Raw genomic sequence first — 17,363 nt, forward strand, 5'->3', positions numbered from 1 at the left:
AGGCTCACAGGGGATGAACGCGGCAGCGGACGGTACCCTGATGGGACGGGTGTCCAGGCACCACGGGTTGTCAAGATCGTGATGGCGGGTATCACAGGAGCCGCCCAACCAGGGAGGGTCGAGGCCACCAGGGCCGAGTCGTATGAACCGGAAGAGCGTGCTCAGGAACCCACTGCTGTGGATCGTCGCGGGGTTGCTGGCGTTGTTCGCGTACAACACGATCTTCGACAGTGATCGTGGGTACACCCAGGCACCCATCTCGGTGGCGAACTCCCAGATCTCCTCGAACAACGTCAAGGAAGCCAGCCTCGAGGACAAGGAACAGCAGCTCAAACTGCTGCTGGCCAAGCCCATCGACGTGGACGGCCAGCAGGTCACCCAGATCATTTCGCAGTATCCGGCGGATGCCACCCGCCCGATCTACGACTCGCTGACCGCGGCGAAGGCCGGCAGTCAGCCGATCAAGTTCACCACCAAGGTGACCCAGCAGGGCGTGCTGACGCAGATCCTCATCTTCGCCATCCCGCTCGCCCTCGTGCTGGGCCTGCTGATGTGGATGATGAACAACGCCCAGGGCGGCGGCAACCGCGTCCTCAACTTCGGCAAGTCCAAGGCCAAGCAGCTGAACAAGGACATGCCCAAGACGACCTTCGGGGACGTCGCGGGTGCCGACGAGGCCGTCGAAGAGCTGTACGAGATCAAGGACTTCCTGCAGAACCCGGCGCGCTACCAGGCACTCGGGGCGAAGATCCCGAAGGGCGTGCTGCTCTACGGGCCGCCCGGTACGGGCAAGACGCTGCTCGCGCGAGCCGTCGCCGGCGAGGCGGGCGTGCCGTTCTACACGATCTCCGGCTCGGACTTCGTCGAGATGTTCGTCGGTGTCGGTGCCTCGCGTGTTCGCGACCTGTTCGAACAGGCCAAGCAGAACGCGCCGTGCATCATCTTCGTCGACGAGATCGACGCGGTCGGCCGCCAGCGCGGCGCCGGCCTCGGCGGCGGTCACGACGAACGCGAGCAGACGCTGAACCAGCTGCTCGTCGAGATGGACGGCTTCGACGCCCGCGGCGGGATCATCCTGATCGCGGCCACCAACCGGCCGGACATCCTGGACCCGGCGCTGCTGCGCCCGGGCCGGTTCGACCGGCAGATCCCGGTGTCGGCGCCCGACATGCGCGGCCGTCGCGCGATCCTCGAGGTGCACGCCAAGGGCAAGCCGATCGCGCAGGGCACCGACCTCGGCAGCCTGGCCAAGCGGACCGTCGGCATGTCCGGCGCCGACCTGGCGAACGTGCTGAACGAGGCCGCGCTGCTCACCGCCCGCAAGAACGGGCACGTGATCAGCGACGTCGAGCTCGAGGAGTCCGTCGACCGCGTGGTCGGCGGCCCCGCCCGCAAGAGCCGGATCATCTCCGAGAAGGAGAAGAAGATCACGGCCTACCACGAGGGCGGGCACGCGCTCGCCGCGTGGGCGATGCCGGACATCGAACCGGTCTACAAGCTGACGATCCTGCCGCGCGGCCGGACCGGCGGGCACGCGCTGCTCGTCCCGGAAGACGACAAGGACCTGATGACCCGCTCCGAGATGATCGGGCGGCTGGTCTTCGCGATGGGTGGCCGCACGGCGGAGGAGCTCGTCTTCCACGAGCCCACCACCGGCGCGTCCTCGGACATCGAGCAGGCGACGAAGATCGCCCGCGCGATGGTCACCGAGTACGGCATGAGCGCCCGGCTCGGCGCGGTCAAGTACGGCCAGGAGCAGGGTGACCCGTTCCTGGGCCGCTCGGCCGGCCGGCAGGCGGACTACTCGCTCGAGGTGGCGCACGAGATCGACGAGGAGGTGCGCAAGCTCATCGAGACGGCGCACACCGAGGCGTGGCACGTGCTCAACACCTACCGCGACGTGCTCGACGAGCTGGTCATCGAGCTCCTGGAGAAGGAGACGCTGACCCGCAAGGACCTGGAGCGGATCTTCGCGACGGTCGAGAAGCGCCCGCACATCACCGTGTTCAACGAGTTCGGTGAGCGGACGCCGTCGGACAAGCCGCCGATCAAGACCCCGGGCGAGCTGGCGATGGAGCGCGGCGAGCCGTGGCCCCCGCCGGAGAAGGAGAAGCCGGTCCTGAAGCCGGAGCCGACCCCGGTCGGCACCGCCCAGGGCGCGGGCGACCTGCCCGGCGGCCCGCCGTACCCGGCGCCGGCCGACCCGAACGCCAACCCCTACGCCCCGCCGCAGCCGGGTGCCTACCCGAACGGCGGCCGTCCCTACGGCGGTCCGAACGGTGGCGCCAACGGCACGGCGCACTGGCCGCAGAACCACGGCAACCAGCAGGCCGGCGGTTACCCGGGTGGCCCGGTGGGCCAGAGCGGCCCGCCGAACTACGGTGCCCCTCCGGGCTGGACGCCCGCGACCTCCCCGGGCGGTCAGCCGGGCCAGTCGTGGCGGCCCGGTGGTGAAGAACGCGCTCGCGAGCATGGCTGGTTCGCCGACCAAGCCGGCGGCAACCAGCAGCAGAGCGAGGGGGAGCAGCGTCGTGACGCGGATGGACCAGACAAGTCCCAGTGACGCCGACCGCCCGGTCTTCGACCAGGACCGGGCGGAAAAGGCGATCCGCGAGCTCCTTCTGGCGTGCGGCGAAGACCCGGAGCGGGACGGTCTCAGGGAGACCCCCGCCCGGGTGGCCCGCGCGTACCACGAGATGTTCGCCGGCCTGTACACCGAGCCCGACTCGGTGCTGGACCGCACCTTCGACGAGGCCCACGAAGAACTGGTGCTGGTCACGGACATCCCGATGTTCAGCCAGTGCGTGCCGAGCAAGCAGACGGTGAACGCCGTCGGCGGTCGCAAGCGCGCGATGGACGTTGAGGTCGGCGACAAACTGTGGACGCTCGTTGGCGGCAACGTCGAGGAGACCGAGGTCACCGAGGTCAGCTCGCACCAGGTTCGCGAGCTGGTCGAGGTGAAGACCTCGGTGGGCAAGTTCCAGGTCACCCCGGACCATCCCTTGGCGACTCCCGAGGGCTGGAAGGAAGCCAAGGACGTCGAGGGCACCTTCATCGAGTGGACGCACGCGCGGAAGCTCTGCCGTGATCGCTGGAGGCCGACCCTCGGGTACGACTTCGGCTATGTGGTCGGAACCGTCTGTGCCGATGGCACGGTCGCCGACCGGTATGTGTCCCTCGTGGTCAATGACCGGGACTACGCGAAGAAGTTCGCCGAGTCCCTGCACCGTGCGTTCGGCATCGACGCGAAGGTCGAATCGGTATCCCGACCCTCGGGCTATCTCGGACGACCTGCCCCAGGATTCCGGGTGCGTGTGGTGTCCTCATACCTCGCTGATCTAATGCGGCAGTACGTTGGCGGCGACGCTCACCACATGCGACAGCGGTTCCCCGTGGTGGTCCTCAATGACTTGTCAACTTTCAACGGTTTCCTCGACGGATACATTGATGGGGACGGTTGCGATGACAAGCGTCATCCCGCCCGACTTGCCACGAGCGCCAACATCCCATTTCTCGAGGATCTAGCTACCATCATCGGGGCGCGGTTCACGCCGAGGAAGGCTCCGGCCTCGGTGTTGTACGTTGCCGACTCGTGGTTTCGTAAGCATGGCTTCCCGCAGGACGACTACGCGACCGATCTCATCGAGTCGGACTACGTCGCGGTCGAGTCGGTCACGCCGGTGACAGCGACGGGCACCAAGCCCTACACTGTTTACAGTTTCAAATGCGATCCGCATCCGACATTTTTGATTTCTGGACATTTGACTCACAACTGTGAACACCATTTGGTGCCATTCCACGGCGTCGCGCACGTCGGGTACATCCCGAACGCCGCCGGCAAAGTCACCGGGCTCTCCAAGCTCGCCCGGCTCGTCGACCTCTACGCCAAGCGCCCCCAGGTGCAAGAGCGCCTCACTTCCCAGGTCGCCGACGCCATCGTGCGGAAGCTCGAACCGCGCGGGGTCATCGTCGTGATCGAGGCCGAACACCTCTGCATGGCCATGCGCGGCATCCGGAAGCCCGGCGCCCGCACGACCACCTCCGCCGTGCGCGGGCAGCTGAAGAACTCCGCCTCTTCCCGGGCGGAGGCGCTCGCTCTGATCAGGGCGCGCCGGTGAGCGTGGGGCTTCCCGCTCCCGGCCGGTGCGTCGTGATGGGCGTGCTGAACGTGACGCCCGATTCCTTTTCGGACGGTGGCCGGTACCTCGGGCTCGACCAGGCGCTGGAGCACGCCCGCGGGTTGTGGGCGCGCGGGGCCGACCTGATCGACGTCGGTGGTGAGTCGACCCGGCCCGGCGCGGCCCGGGTGGATGCCGACACCGAGTTGCAGCGCATCATCCCGGTGATCCGCACCCTCGCCGGCGAAGGCATCCAGCTCTCGGTCGACACCACGCGTGCCTCCGTCGCCGCCGCGGCGCTCGGAGCCGGGGCGAAGGTGATCAACGACGTCTCGGGCGGGCTGGCCGATCCGGACATGGCGCGCGTCGCCGCGGAGTCCGGGGTGCCGTGGGTGCTGATGCACTGGCGGGGGCACAGCAGCGGCATGCGGGCCCTGGCCAAGTACGAGGACGTCGTCGCCGACGTCCGCGCCGAGCTGTTGTCCAGAGTGGACGACGCGCTCGCCGCGGGGGTCGCCGAGAGTGCGATCGTGCTGGACCCCGGGCTGGGCTTCGCGAAGGACGCCGAGCACGACTGGGCGTTGCTGCGCGGGCTGGATTCACTGCTCTCCCTGGGTTTCCCGGTGCTCGTCGGCGCTTCGCGCAAACGGTTCCTCGGCCGGCTGCTGTCCGATAAGGACGGCACGCCGCGGCCGCCGGACGGCCGTGAGGACGCCACCGCCGCCATCTCCGCGCTCGCCGCGGCCGCGGGCGCGTGGGGTGTGCGGGTGCACGAGGTCGGGGCTTCGCTCGACGCGGTCACCGTGGCCGCCGCATGGTGGAAGGGTTCGCCGGATGTCTGACCGGATCACGCTGACCGGCCTGCGGGTGTTCGGCCGCCACGGCGTGTTCGAGCACGAGAAGCGGGACGGGCAGGAGTTCGTCGTCGACATCACCGTGTGGCTGGACCTCGGGCCGGCCGCCGCGTCGGACGACCTGACCAAGACGCTGCACTACGGCGAGCTGGCCGAGCTGGCGGCGGGGATCGTCGCGGGCGAGCCGTACGACCTCATCGAGAGCGTCGCCGGGAAGATCGCCGACGAGGTCCTGCGCGACGAGCGGCTGGGCGCGGTCGAGGTGACGGTGCACAAGCCGTCCGCGCCGATCCCGCTGACCTTCGACGACGTCGCGGTGACGGTGCGGCGGGACCGATGAGCCGGGCCGTCCTGTCGCTGGGCTCGAACCTCGGAGACCGGCTCGGCTTCCTGGAGCTGGCGCTGGACGCCGTGCGGCCCGCGCTGGTCGCGGTGTCGAGCGTGTACGAGACCAAGGCGTGGGGTGTCGAGGACCAGCCGGACTTCCTGAACGCGGTCTGCGTCGTCGACGACCCGGCGCGCGACCACTGGGCGTGGCTGCGCACGGGCCAGGCGGCCGAGCAGGCGGCGGGCCGGGTGCGCGAGCTGCGCTGGGGCCCGCGGACGCTGGACGTCGACGTGGTCACGGTGGACGGCGTCACGTCCGGCGACCCGGAGCTGCTGCTGCCGCACCCGGGGACGCCGGACCGTGCGAGCGTGCTGGTGCCGTGGGCGGAGATCGAGCCGGCCGCGGTGCTGCCGGGGCACGGCCCGATCGCCGCCCTGCTCGCCGCCCGCCCGGCGGACGAGGTCGCCACGGTCCGCCGGACGGACTTGCCGCTGCGCTGACGCCGGGCCGGGTCGGGGCCTGTGGACAACTCGACTGCGTGGGCCCGGAATTGTCGGTCCCCGCGAGTAACGTTGAAACCGGGGGTCCCCCAGCGGCCGGCGGTCGGAAAGACCGCCTATCGGGGAACCTGAGGTGGCCGTTACCGGTCACCCCCGGTTCATCGCCGAGTCGCCGTTCCCGTGCGGTCAGCCGCGCAGCGCTTCGATCATGAACCGCACCGCGGGCTGGGCCGTCGGGACCGGCGGCCAGCCGTTGATGATCGCCAGCAGCTGCCAGTAGCGCTCGGCCCGCGGGTCGCCGCTCGTGGCGAACCGGTCCGCCATCTCCGTGCGGAACTCCGCCGACGCCGGGTCCTGGTCCGGCCGGGCCGTGGCCGCCGCGATCTCGGCCGCAAGCGCTTGCCCCGTCTCCGACGTGGGGGATTCCCCGGCCGCCAGCGCCGTCTCCGCGCGGGAAACCCAGCCGGGCCAGTTCTGCTGCCAGGCGTCCGCGGGCTGCTGGAACTCGCCTTCGCGGATCTGCCGGGCCTGGGTTTCGCTCATGCCGCGGATCAGTGCCCGGAACTCCGGGTCCTGCACCAGCTCGGCGAACTCGATCCAGGCCTCGAGCTGCTCGGGCGTCGGATCGTCGGGCAGCTCCGGCTTGCCCGCGCGCATGCGCTCGTAGAACTGCTCGTCGATCTCCAGCCCCGAGACCATCTCGTCCCAGAACTCGTCGACCAGCCGTTTGCGCTCCTCGTCGGACATCGACGCGAGACGGTTCATCAGGTTCACTTCCTCCAGCTCGGAATCACGCTTGGCCACCGCGCGCAGCACCGCCCGGCGCAGCCGGAGCCGCCGGATCTGCTCGTCCAGCGCCTCGACGTGCCGGGTCGCCAGCTCGCCGACGGTCGCCGACTGCGTCAGGGCCGCGGAGACGTCGGCGAGGCCCAGGCCCAGCTCCCGCAGGGTGCGGACCAGCTCGAGCCGGGCCATCGCCGCCGCGTCGTAGAGCCGGTAGCCGGCGTCCGTCCGGTCGGTCGGGGGCAGCAGGCCCTCGTCCGAATAGAACCGGATGGTCTTGACGGGCAGGCCGGTCCGCCGGGCCAGCTCGCCGATGGTGAAGATCGCGGTGGTGCCCACAAGACGCATGATGAACTCTCCAGTAGGGGGAGAGTCAACCTTATGCTCTCGGAGAGGTCGGGGCACCGGATGTCCCGGCTCGGTACGGTTGGGTCATGCACTTCACCCGGCCCCGTGACCTGGTGGTGGCCGGCCTGCTCGGCCTGGCCCTCGGCTACCTGCTCTTCGTGGTGGCGTACGGCTCACTGCCGCAGCTGCCGACGTTCGCCGGCGTCACCTTCGCCGTGCTGGCCGTGGTCGAAGCCGGGATCGCGCTCTCCATTCGTTCCCGGATCAAGCACGGCCGCGTCGTCGCCGCCATCGGGATCGCCCGATCGGTGGCCCTCGCCAAGGCTTCGTCACTCGCCGGAGCGTTCATGGGCGGCGCCTGGCTGGCCGCGCTGGCCTACGTCCTCCCGCGACGTGACGAATTCGTCGCGGCGGTGCTCGACTCTCGCGCCGGCGTCGTCGGCGTGGCGTCCTCGGCGGCGCTGGTAGCAGCGGGTTTGTGGCTGGAGCACTGCTGCCGGACCCCCCGTGACCAAGACCGGGAGCACACTCGCGGGACGACCGGTTAGCGCTGGAATCCCACCGCTCGCGGGACCGAGTAGGTCTCGTTCGGATTACGAGCAGGTACGGTGTCAGGCATGACCGGCGTGGGTGACGACTCGCGCGGCCGCCTACTGGGCAGGCCGTGGCTCGTCGTCGGATTCGTCCTCGCCATCGGAGCCACCCTCGCACTGGTGCTCAGCGACGATCTCCGCTATCTCAGGCTCGGGATCGTCGCCGCCCTCTGGGCTGCCCTGATCGGCGCTTTTCTCGCCGTGAAGTACCGCAAGCACGCGGCACAGAGCGAGGACGCGGTTTCCGAGGCGCAGGCTGTGTACGAGCTGGAGCTGGAACGCGAGATCGCGGCCCGGCGCGAATTCGAGCTGGAGGTGGAGGCGGAGAACCGCAGCGAGGCCGACTCCCGCGGCCGCGAGGAACTGCAGGCGCTGCGCGCCGAGGTGTCCGCGCTCCGAGACAGTCTTCAGTCGCTGTTCGGCGGCGAGGTGCTGCTCGAACGCGTCGCGCTGACCGCGCAGGCGACCCGCATGCGCAAGGTCTCCGACGACAACCGGATGATCCCCGACGCCGCGCCGAAGAAGAAGCCGGCGCAGCTGATGGCCGGGAAGAAGCCCGCCGAAGCGGGCGAGCGGCCGACCGAGCTGATCGACCGGGTCCTCGACGAGCGCCGCCGCAAGGCGTCGAACGGCAAGCCCGCGAACGGCAAGGGGCTCGGCAAGGGCAAGGGCTTCGGCGGCAAGCCGGCCCCGAAGGCCCCGGCGAACGTCAACGCGCAGAGCACCCAGCAGATGGCCCGGCCGAAGCCGCTGAGCGAACGCCGTCCGCCGGTGCCGGCCGTGGACCCGGCCCTGAACGCCGCGCAGCGTGAGCTGAAGGCCGCCGAGCTGCGCGCCGAGGCGGCCCGCCGCCAGGCCGAGTCGCAGCCGATGCGGCTGCCGAACGCGGAAGAGGTCGCGCAGCAGCCCGAGCGCCGTCCCGAGGCCGCCGCCGAGCCGACGCGCCAGGTGCCGCGGCCCGAGCCCAAGACCGAGATCCGCCGCGCCCCGGAGCCGAAGACGGAGATCCGCCGTCCCGAGCCGCCGCCCGCGCGCCGGGCGGAGCTGTCGCGGCCGGCCATGCGGCCCGCCGAGATGTCGCGACCGGACCTGCCGCGGGTCGACCCGTCGCGCCCGCCCGTGCGCCCGGGTGAGGTGTCGCGTTCGGACATCCCGCGCGTGGAGATGTCCCGCCCGGACATTCCGCGCGTGGAGATGTCGCGGCCCGACATCCCGCGTGTCGAGCGGTCGATGCCCGACATCCCGCGCGTGGAGCGGTCGATGCCCGCCATTCCCCGGGTGGAGATGTCGCGTCCGGACATTCCGCGCGTCGAGATGTCGCGTCCCGACCTGCCGCGCGTCGAACGGTCTCGCACGGACCTGCCGCGCGTGGAAGGGTCTCGCACGGACCTGCCTCGCGTCGAACGGTCTCGCACGGACCTGCCTCGCGTCGGCGGCCAGCCGAACGGCGCGCGTCCCGAGCAGCGCAAGGCGCCCGAGCCGCCGCGGCCCGCGCCGCCCCGGCCGGCCCCGCCGGTGAAGCCGTCGGAGATGTCCCGGTCGGACCTGCGGCCGGTGACCGACCTGAGCGCGGCGTTCCAGAACCGCGACGACTTCGCCGAGCGGCAGCGGCCGAACCGGCCGAAGCCGCCCGAGCCCAAGGCCCCGCCGATGCCGAGGGACGCTTCGGCCTCGCGTCGAGACCTTCCCCCGGTCGTCCCGCCGACGACGCCGGTGCCGAACAACAGCCCGGCCGCGCGGCAGCCGTCGCGCACGAACCTCCCGCCGGTGGTGCCGCCGACCACGCCGGTCCCGGCGGCCGACGGCCGCCGCCCGTCGCGGCTGGAGCAGTTCTCGCGGGCGGACATGTCGCCGATCCTCGACGAGCCGGCGTCCCGCCACGGGGGCTCGCACCGCGCGCCCGCCGAGGCCGCGAACGCCGACGCGCCGATGGTGAACCCGACGCTCCCGGAGTCGGTCCGCAACTTCCAGGGCCGCTCGGGTGGCCGTCGCCGCAAGCCGGACGAGTCGCAGCAGATGCCGCCGGTGCCCGCTCCGGAGCCCACGGGCGGCGGCCGGCGCCGTCGTCCGGACGGCGAGCCCCCGGCGTGGGAAGGCATGGTCGCCGAGCGGGCGTCGATGTCGCGCCGCAACATGGCCCCGGTCGACCCGGCGGACGTGCCGCAGAACGGCAACGGCCACAACGGCGCGAGCAACGGCCACGCCCACAACGGCCACCGGTCGCCCGAGGGCCCGCCGGGCAGCGGTTCGCACACGGCGGGCCGTTCGGTGAGCGAGCTCCTGGCGGCGAACGGCGGCACGGGTTCGACGCCCCGCCGCCGCCGTCGCGCGGAGGACTGAGCCGGCCGTACCGGCACCGGTCGACCCCGAGCGCCCCAATGTGGCGTTGGGTGCGTCAGACGCACCGAAGGCCACATTGGGTGCGTCTGACGCACCGAAGGCCACTTTGGGTGCGTGTCACGCACCGAAGGCCACATTGGGTGCGTCTGACGCACCGAAGGCCACATTGGGTGCGTCTGACGCACCGAACGCCGCATTGGGTGCGTCTGACGCACCGAACGCCGCGTTGGGTGCGTGTCACGCACCGAACGCCGCGTTGGGTGCGCCCCACGCACCGAACGCCGCGTTGGGTGCGTCTGACGCACCCAACGCCGCATTGGGTGCACCCCACGCACCGAACGCCACATTGGGTGCACCCCACGCACCGAACGCCACATTGGGTGCACCCCACGCACCCAACGCCACATTGGGTGCGTCCCAAGCCGCGCGTGGAGGAGCCGCCAAGCCGCCGCGGGCGGCGGAGCACACACGGCACGCCGTGTGTGCCAGGTGGCGTTCCGGTTCCTGTCCGGTCTGCGTAGGGTGACCGGCTGTGAGCGGAACCCTCTCGCCCGCGACGGGACTCGATCGCGGACGGCGGCCTCGCCGGATCACCGTGCTGCTGCCGGTGCTCGGGCTGATCGTGGTCGCCCTGTGCGGCCTGTTCCTGTTCGGCCTCGCCACGGCGCGGGTCGGCCCCCTCGCCGTCACCATCGGCGTCCTCGCCGCGCTCGTGCCGGTCGCGGGCGTGGTCGCCGGGTTCCTCTGGGTCGACCGCTGGGAGCCCGAACCGGCGAAGTTCCTGCTGCTCGCCTTCGCCTGGGGCGCCTGCATCGCGACGATCACCGCGCTGCTCATCAACACCACCGCCGAGGCGGTCGGGGACGAGCTCCTCGGCAAGGGCAGCGGCAACACCGTCGCCGCGCTGGTCTCCGCGCCCATCGTCGAGGAGGCCGCGAAGGCGCTCTTCGTCGTCCTCCTCCTCTGGCGCCGGTCCAGCGAGTTCGACGGCGTCGTCGACGGTGTCGTCTACGCCGGGTTCAGCGCCGCCGGCTTCGCGTTCACCGAGAACATCTACTACTTCGGCCGCGCCTTCAACGACTACGGCTTCGGCGACGGCCACAGCCAAGGCGTCATCACGGCGTTCTTCCTCCGGGGCGTCCTCGCGCCGTTCACGCACCCGCTGTTCGCCGTGCTCACCGGCATCGGGATCGGCATCGCCGCGCGCACGACCACGAAGGCGATGCGGGTGATCGCGCCGCTCGCCGGCTACCTGGCCGCCGTCTGCCTGCACGCGCTGTGGAACAGCGCCGCGCTGCTCGGCGGGTCCAAGTTCCTCACCGTCTACTTCCTGATCATGCTGCCGCTGTTCCTCGGCGTGGTCTACCTGGTCGTCCTCCAGAGACGGCGGGAGCAGCGGATCATCGCCACCGCCCTGCCGCACATGGCCGCGGCGCGGTGGATCGCACCGTCGGAGGTCGACCTGCTGGCCAGCCTGCCCGGCCGCCGGGCCTGGCGGCGACAGGCGAAACGCCAGTCCGGGAAGCGCGCCGCGAAGGCCGTCGCCGTGTACCAGGCGAGCGTGACGGAGCTCGCGTTCCTGGACCGGCGCGAGCTCACCACCGACGTCGACCGGCAGCGCCAGCAGGAGCTGCTGCGCACGTTGAAGGCCGCCCGGGCGGAAGCGACGCGCCTCGCCGACGAGGCCGCCCGAGGGTGACCCGGTCCGGGTGAAGCTGGTCACCCGGGTTCAACGTGGCACGCTCGATCGAGTTAGTCTCGCGCCGTTCGTCCGGTACCCGGAACGGGACTGGAACGAGAGCAGAGGGAGTCTGCCACCCATGAGCGTCCACAGGCGCACGCCATGAATCGGCCCGCTCGTCTCGCGGTCGGTGTCGTTTCCGCCGGCCGGGTCGGCAGTGTGCTCGGCGCCGCGCTGGCCCGGGCGGGGCACACCGTGGTCGCCGCGTCGGGGCTGTCCGCCGCGTCGCTGGCCCGTGCCGAACGCCTCCTCCCCGACGTGCCGCTGCTGCCGCCCGACGAGACCGTCCGCCGGGCGGACCTGGTGCTGCTCGCCCTCCCCGACGACGCACTGGCCGGCATGGTCCGCGGGCTCGTCGCGACCGGGTCGCTGCGGCCCGGGCAGATCGTCGTGCACACCTCCGGCGCGCAGGGCATCGACGTGCTGGCGCCGGCGGCCGAGGCCGGTGCGCTGCCGCTCGCGCTGCACCCGGTGATGACGTTCACCGGCCGCGAAGAGGACCTCGAGCGGCTGGCGGCGTGCAGCATCGGCGTCACCGCGGCGGTCGGCGACGACGCGGCCTGGAGCGTCGGCGAAGCTCTGGCCGTCGAGATGGGCGCCGAGCCGGTGCGCATCCCCGACTCCGCGCGAGCGCTCTACCACGCTGCGTTGACCCACGGCGCGAACCACCTGATGACGCTGGTCGCCGACTGCGCGGAAGTCTTGCGGGAAGCGGGAATCGGGCACTCCGAACGCCTGGTGGCGCCACTGCTTTCGGCGGCGTTGGATAATGTGCTCCGACACGGCGACCGCGCGCTCACCGGCCCGGTCGCCCGTGGCGACGTCGGCACCGTCCGCAAGCACCTGGAGGTGCTGGCGGACCGGGCGCCGGACGTGGCGCCGGCCTACCGCGCGATGGCCAAGCGCACGGTGGCGCGTTCGCTCGCAGCAGGAGTGCTGCAGGACACCGCGGCCGCCAAAGACCTCACCGAACTCCTCGACGATCCCGCCGAAGGGCACCAAGACCAGTGACCACACCGAAATTCAGCCGCGGCACGTTGAACACCTTCGCGTCGCCCGAGCAGATGAGCCAGGTCAGCAAGGCCCTGCACGGCGTCGGCCGCAAGCTGGCGCTCGTGCCGACCATGGGCGCGCTGCACGCCGGGCACCGCGAGCTGATCCGCCGCGCGAAGCGGCTGCCGAACAACGTCGTGGCGACCTCGATCTTCGTCAACCCGCTGCAGTTCGGCGAGGGCGAGGACTTCGAGGCGTACCCGCGGCCGTTGGAGAACGACCTGGCCGTGCTGGGCGAGGACGGCGTCGAAATCGCGTTCACGCCCAGCGCCGACGCCCTCTACGGCGAGGGCGCGGTCGTGACGGTGCACCCCGGCCCGCTCGGCGAGGAGCTGGAGGGCGCTGTCCGGCCTGGCCACTTCGCCGGCGTGCTCACCGTCGTGGCGAAGCTGTTCAACCTGCTTCGCCCGGACTACGCGCTGTTCGGGGAGAAGGACTACCAGCAACTCGTCCTGATCAAGCGGATGGTGCGCGACCTGAACATCGACACGCACGTCATCGGCGTGCCGACCGTGCGGGAGCGCGACGGGCTGGCGCTGTCGTCGCGCAACGTCTACCTGACGCCCGAGCAGCGTGAAGACGCCGTCGTCCTGTCGGCCGCCCTCACCGCGGGGGCGTTCGTCGGGCGCGACGGTGCCGAGGCGGTCCTCGAGACCGCGTGGAAGACCCTCGCCGCGCGGCCCGCGGTCGAGGTGGATTACCTGGAGTTGAGGGGAACCGACCTCGGGCCCGCGCCCGTCGATGGTGAAGCACGCTTGTTGATCGCGGCCCGGGTGGGGAGTACCCGGCTGATCGACAACGTTCCGGTGTTGCTCGGCGCTGCGGTCGAGCACCCGGAGCGGCTGGACGCAGGGGAATAGGAGTCCACTATGTACCGCACCATGCTCAAGTCGAAGATCCACCGCGTCACCGTGACCCAGGCCGACCTGCACTACGTCGGCTCGGTCACGGTCGACGAGGACCTGATGGAGGCCGCGGACCTGCTGCCGGGTGAACAGGTGTCCATTGTGGACGTCACCAACGGCGCCCGGCTGGAGACCTACGTCATCAAGGGCGAGCGCGGCAGCGGCGTCCTCGGCATCAACGGCGCCGCGGCGCACCTGGTGCACCCGGGCGACCTGGTCATCCTCATTTCGTACGGCCAGATGGACGATGCCGAAGCCGCGACGTACGAGCCGCGCGTGGTGTTCGTCGACGCGGACAACCGGATCGTCCACCGGCACGCCGACCCGGGCTACGCGCCCGAGGGGTCGGGGCTGCTGTCGGGCACGGTGACCCTGCCGCCGGAGGAGGAGACGGCGGTGTTCCCGGTCGCGGAGACGGCGGACGCGCGCCGCCTCGACGCGCTGCTGCACGCGGAAAGCTGACCCGCTTGCTGCTCACCGTCGACGTCGGCAACACGAACATCGTGCTGGGGCTGTATTCCGGCACCGAACTGGTCGGTGACTGGCGCATGCGCACGGACGCGCGCATGACGGCCGACGAGCTGGCGTTGACGGTGCGCGGCCTGCTGGGCCCGCACGCGGACGCGGTCACGGGCATCAGTGCCTTGTCGACGGTGCCGGCGGTGCTGCGCGAGCTGCGGGTGATGCTGGCGCGGTACTACGCACGCGTCCCGAAGATCGTGGTCGAGCCGGGCGTGCGCACGGGTGTGGCGCTGCTGGTGGACAACCCGAAGGAGGTGGGCGCGGACCGGCTGGTGAACACGCTGGCCGCGCACCACCTGCACGACACGGCTTGCGTGGTCGTCGACTTCGGAACCTCGACGAACGTGGACGCCATTTCCGCCCGGGGTGAGTTCCTGGGCGGGGCGTTCGCGCCGGGGATCGAGATTTCGGTCGACGCCTTGGCGTTGCGGGCGGCGGCGTTGCGAAAGGTCGAGCTGGTGCCGCCGCGGTCGGTGATCGGCAAGAACACTGTGGAGTGTCTGCAGTCCGGAATCCTGTACGGCTTCGCCGGACAGGTGGACGGGCTGGTCCGGCGGATCGTCCGAGAGCTGTCGCCGGGCGGGACGGAACCGGTTGCGGTGCTGGCGACCGGAGGCCTGGCACCCCTGGTGATCAGCGAGTCGGAGACGATCACCGACCACGTGCCGGATCTGACCTTGCTCGGGTTGCGGCTGGTCTTCGAGCGGAACGTCCGCGCCTAGCCAGGTTGTCCACAGGTGCCTTCGAATGTGGACAACGGGGCTGGGTGGGTTCCCGTTTCCGGTGTTTCGTCGGTGGCCACCGATACGCTGGACAAGGGCACGCCCCCCAGGGAGGGCGGGGGCCGGGTCAACCGCGAGCCAGCCTGCGCCGCTCCAGCACGTACCCCAGCGCGGTCACCGCCAGCGCCGGGAACGCCACCACCGCCTGCGGGAACTTCGCCGTCCCCGGCGGGTCGACGGCCTTCGATCCCGGGTAGGCCAGCGCCGAGATCTGCGTCAGCCAGTACAGCGACGCCAGCGTCGCGCCCGCGTCGAGACCTTCCCGGGCCGCCGGAGCCCGCCAGAGCTGCCACAGGCTGGTGACGCCCAGCGCGAGCCCGAGGCTCATCGTCTGGCCGTTGTGGAACTTCGCGTGCGGTGGCCAAGCGGGGTTCTTGACGTGCGTTTCGTTCCAGTCGGCACGGTACGGGCCGACGGCCGTCACCAACGACACCAGCGAGATCAGCGCCCGCCCCAGTGATTTTTTCGCCATCACCCCAGTATCGGACCTCCACCAGGATCGAGGTCAATCCCGGGCCGACCGGAAATCTCACCGGCGAAACCGATCGCTTTCGAACGGTTCGAACGCCGCGTGCACCACCTCTCGCAAATCGTCCGTTCGAGCCGGCTTCCGGGGCCCTTCACGGCCGTGAGGTGAACTCCGCCACCCACGTCCGCTCGCACCCGAAAGGCCCCGTTCGATCGCTTCCGCGGGTAGCCAGGCCGGTGCTCGGCGTACGCGGCCGCGCGGCTGCCGAAGGAGGAAGCCCGCCGGGAGTGGGTGGGGTCACCCAGGGGCCCAGGTTAATGGACGGAAAGGAAAGGTAATCCGGTTGGCGTAGCGCGCGGTCGGGTTCGTACCCTATGGCCATGACCGAAAAGCCCCCTCCCACCAGCGTGCCCGCCGAAGACGAACTGCCCGAGCAGATGCGGGTCCGCCGGGAGAAGCGCGACCGGATCCTCGCGGAAGGTATCGATCCTTATCCGGTCGAGGTCCCCCGGACGCATTCGCTCGCCGAGGTGCGGGCCGCGCACGCGGGGCTGCCCGTCGACACCGCCACCGGCGAGACGGTCGGCGTCACCGGCCGGGTGATGTTCCTGCGCAACACGGGCAAGCTGTGCTTCGCCAGCCTCCGCGAGGGCGACGGCACGGAGCTGCAGGCCATGATCAGCCTGGCGAAGGTCGGCGAGGACGCGCTGGCGGCGTGGAAGTCCGACGTCGACCTCGGCGACCACGTGTTCGTGCAGGGCGAGGTCATCACGTCCAAGCGCGGCGAGCTGTCCGTGATGGCCGACGCGTGGCGCATCACGTCGAAGGCGCTGCGTCCGCTGCCCAACGCCTTCAAGGACCTGGCCGAGGAGACGCGGATCCGCCAGCGCTACGTCGACCTCATCATGCGCCCGCGCGCGCGGGACGTCGTGCGCACGCGCGCCGGCGTGGTCCGGTCGCTGCGGGAGTCGTTCCACCGCCGCGGGTTCACCGAGGTCGAGACGCCGATGCTGCAGACGCTGCACGGCGGCGCCGCGGCCCGCCCGTTCGTCACGCACTCGAACGCGTTCGACATGGAGCTGTTCCTGCGGATCGCGCCGGAGCTCTACCTCAAGCGCTGCGTCGTCGGCGGCATCGAGAAGGTCTTCGAGATCAACCGCAACTTCCGGAACGAGGGCAGCGACTCTTCGCACTCGCCGGAGTTCGCGATGCTCGAGTACTACGAGGCCTACGCCACGTACGACACGAATGCGGTGATGACGCGCGAGCTGATCCAGGAGGCCGCGCAGGCGGTGCTGGACACCCAGGTCGTCACCCTGCCCGACGGTTCGGAGTACGACCTGTCCGGCGAATGGACCACACTCGGAATGTACGAGTCGTTGTCCGATTCCCTCGGCGAAGAGGTGACGCCGGAGACACCCGCCGCCAAACTGCACGGATTCGCGCAGGCCAGGGGCCTGGAAGTGGATCCGAAGCTGGGTCACGGCAAGCTGGTCGAGGAACTGTGGGAACACCTGGTCGGGGATCACCTGCACGCCCCCACGTTTGTCCGTGATTTTCCGTTGGAGACGTCGCCATTGACGAGGCAGCACCGCTCCCGGGCCGGCGTGGCCGAGAAGTGGGACCTCTACGTGCGCGGATTCGAACTCGCCACCGGATACTCCGAGCTGGTCGATCCGGTCGTCGAACGGGAACGGCTCACCGAACAGTCGCTGCTGGCCGCGCAGGGTGATAGCGAAGCCATGCGGCTCGACGAGGATTTCCTCCGGGCTCTGGAGTACGGAATGCCGCCGAGCGGCGGCGTCGGAATGGGAGTCGACCGGCTCCTCATGGCGCTGACCGGTCTCGGTATCCGGGAGACGATCCTCTTCCCGCTCGTGCGACCCGAATAACCCGCCGGTGTCGTTTACCGCAATGAGATTTGCGCTGTCCTCCAGAAGCGGGTACTAATGTTCTAGACAAAGACTGCTGTCCCGGGGCTCGCCCCGTAACCAGATCATTGCGCAAGTCCCCGCAGGAGGAATCGG

General features: G+C 70.6%; 14 protein-coding genes and 2 pseudogenes. 14 read left to right on the plus strand and 2 right to left on the minus strand.

The annotated features are described in order from the left end of the window. The first annotated feature begins 142 nt into the window (after positions 1–142). From ftsH to folK, 6 genes and pseudogenes are all read left to right on the plus strand, one after another. Positions 143–2,563, plus strand: a complete 2,421-nt coding sequence (gene ftsH / locus ACZ4TR_RS04285) for an ATP-dependent zinc metalloprotease FtsH (RefSeq protein ID WP_364512445.1) — start codon at positions 143–145, stop codon at positions 2,561–2,563. After that, a pseudogene (locus ACZ4TR_RS04290) lies at positions 2,541–2,804 on the plus strand (GTP cyclohydrolase I); the annotation flags it as partial. The gene ftsH and the pseudogene ACZ4TR_RS04290, both read left to right, overlap by 23 nt. Positions 2,805–3,773: 969 nt before the next feature. Next, positions 3,774–4,118 (plus strand): annotated as a pseudogene (folE, locus tag ACZ4TR_RS04295) (GTP cyclohydrolase I); the annotation flags it as partial. Positions 4,119–4,153: 35 nt separating this feature from the next. Further along, positions 4,154–4,960, plus strand: a complete 807-nt coding sequence (gene folP, locus ACZ4TR_RS04300) for a dihydropteroate synthase (protein ID WP_465286290.1) — start codon at positions 4,154–4,156, stop codon at positions 4,958–4,960. Then, positions 4,953–5,312 carry a dihydroneopterin aldolase gene (gene folB, locus ACZ4TR_RS04305; protein ID WP_465285695.1) on the plus strand — a complete coding sequence of 120 codons (360 nt, stop codon included), beginning with the start codon at positions 4,953–4,955 and terminating at the stop codon, positions 5,310–5,312. Before folP ends, folB begins: the two co-directional genes overlap by 8 nt. Beyond that, positions 5,309–5,800, plus strand: coding sequence for a 2-amino-4-hydroxy-6-hydroxymethyldihydropteridine diphosphokinase (gene folK / locus ACZ4TR_RS04310; RefSeq protein ID WP_364512437.1), 492 nt, complete (start codon positions 5,309–5,311; stop codon positions 5,798–5,800). Before folB ends, folK begins: the two co-directional genes overlap by 4 nt. Before the next feature lie 186 nt (positions 5,801–5,986). On the opposite strand, the gene ACZ4TR_RS04315 is transcribed toward folK, so the two are convergent. Next, on the minus strand, positions 5,987–6,922 hold the full coding sequence (locus tag ACZ4TR_RS04315) for a helix-turn-helix domain-containing protein (protein ID WP_465285696.1): 936 nt from the start codon (positions 6,920–6,922) through the stop codon (positions 5,987–5,989). 95 nt (positions 6,923–7,017) lie between these two features. On the opposite strand from ACZ4TR_RS04315, the gene ACZ4TR_RS04320 reads away from it, so the two are divergent. From ACZ4TR_RS04320 to ACZ4TR_RS04350, 7 genes are all read left to right on the plus strand, one after another. Continuing rightward, complete coding sequence (locus tag ACZ4TR_RS04320) at positions 7,018–7,479, plus strand: DUF3180 domain-containing protein (protein ID WP_465285697.1); 462 nt, start codon at positions 7,018–7,020, stop codon at positions 7,477–7,479. 69 nt (positions 7,480–7,548) lie between these two features. Beyond that, positions 7,549–9,864 carry a DUF6779 domain-containing protein gene (locus ACZ4TR_RS04325; RefSeq protein WP_465285698.1) on the plus strand — a complete coding sequence of 772 codons (2,316 nt, stop codon included), beginning with the start codon at positions 7,549–7,551 and terminating at the stop codon, positions 9,862–9,864. Between the two features lie 595 nt (positions 9,865–10,459). Next, positions 10,460–11,563 carry a PrsW family intramembrane metalloprotease gene (locus ACZ4TR_RS04330; protein ID WP_465286291.1) on the plus strand — a complete coding sequence of 368 codons (1,104 nt, stop codon included), beginning with the start codon at positions 10,460–10,462 and terminating at the stop codon, positions 11,561–11,563. A 90-nt stretch (positions 11,564–11,653) separates the two neighbouring features. Next, positions 11,654–12,616: a Rossmann-like and DUF2520 domain-containing protein gene (locus tag ACZ4TR_RS04335; RefSeq protein ID WP_465286292.1), complete on the plus strand. Its 963-nt coding sequence runs from the start codon at positions 11,654–11,656 to the stop codon at positions 12,614–12,616. Then, on the plus strand, positions 12,613–13,518 hold the full coding sequence (panC, locus tag ACZ4TR_RS04340; RefSeq protein WP_364529088.1) for a pantoate--beta-alanine ligase: 906 nt from the start codon (positions 12,613–12,615) through the stop codon (positions 13,516–13,518). Before ACZ4TR_RS04335 ends, panC begins: the two co-directional genes overlap by 4 nt. 9 nt (positions 13,519–13,527) lie before the next feature. Next, positions 13,528–14,025 (plus strand): aspartate 1-decarboxylase, encoded by a 498-nt coding sequence (gene panD, locus ACZ4TR_RS04345; RefSeq protein ID WP_086674446.1) that lies wholly within the window; start codon positions 13,528–13,530, stop codon positions 14,023–14,025. Between the two features lie 5 nt (positions 14,026–14,030). Further along, positions 14,031–14,807: a type III pantothenate kinase gene (locus ACZ4TR_RS04350; protein WP_465285699.1), complete on the plus strand. Its 777-nt coding sequence runs from the start codon at positions 14,031–14,033 to the stop codon at positions 14,805–14,807. A gap of 127 nt (positions 14,808–14,934) precedes the next feature. Here ACZ4TR_RS04350 and ACZ4TR_RS04355 read toward each other — a convergent pair whose 3' ends face one another. Beyond that, positions 14,935–15,339 (minus strand): DUF6640 family protein, encoded by a 405-nt coding sequence (locus ACZ4TR_RS04355; RefSeq protein ID WP_465285700.1) that lies wholly within the window; start codon positions 15,337–15,339, stop codon positions 14,935–14,937. A gap of 377 nt (positions 15,340–15,716) precedes the next feature. On the opposite strand from ACZ4TR_RS04355, the gene lysS reads away from it, so the two are divergent. Continuing rightward, the gene (lysS, locus tag ACZ4TR_RS04360) at positions 15,717–17,228 is read left to right on the plus strand and encodes a lysine--tRNA ligase (RefSeq protein ID WP_364529079.1); all 1,512 of its coding nucleotides are present in this window, start codon (positions 15,717–15,719) and stop codon (positions 17,226–17,228) included. The last annotated feature ends 135 nt before the right edge of the window (positions 17,229–17,363 follow it).

It is taken from the genome of Amycolatopsis sp. NPDC028719 (assembly GCF_055565395.1).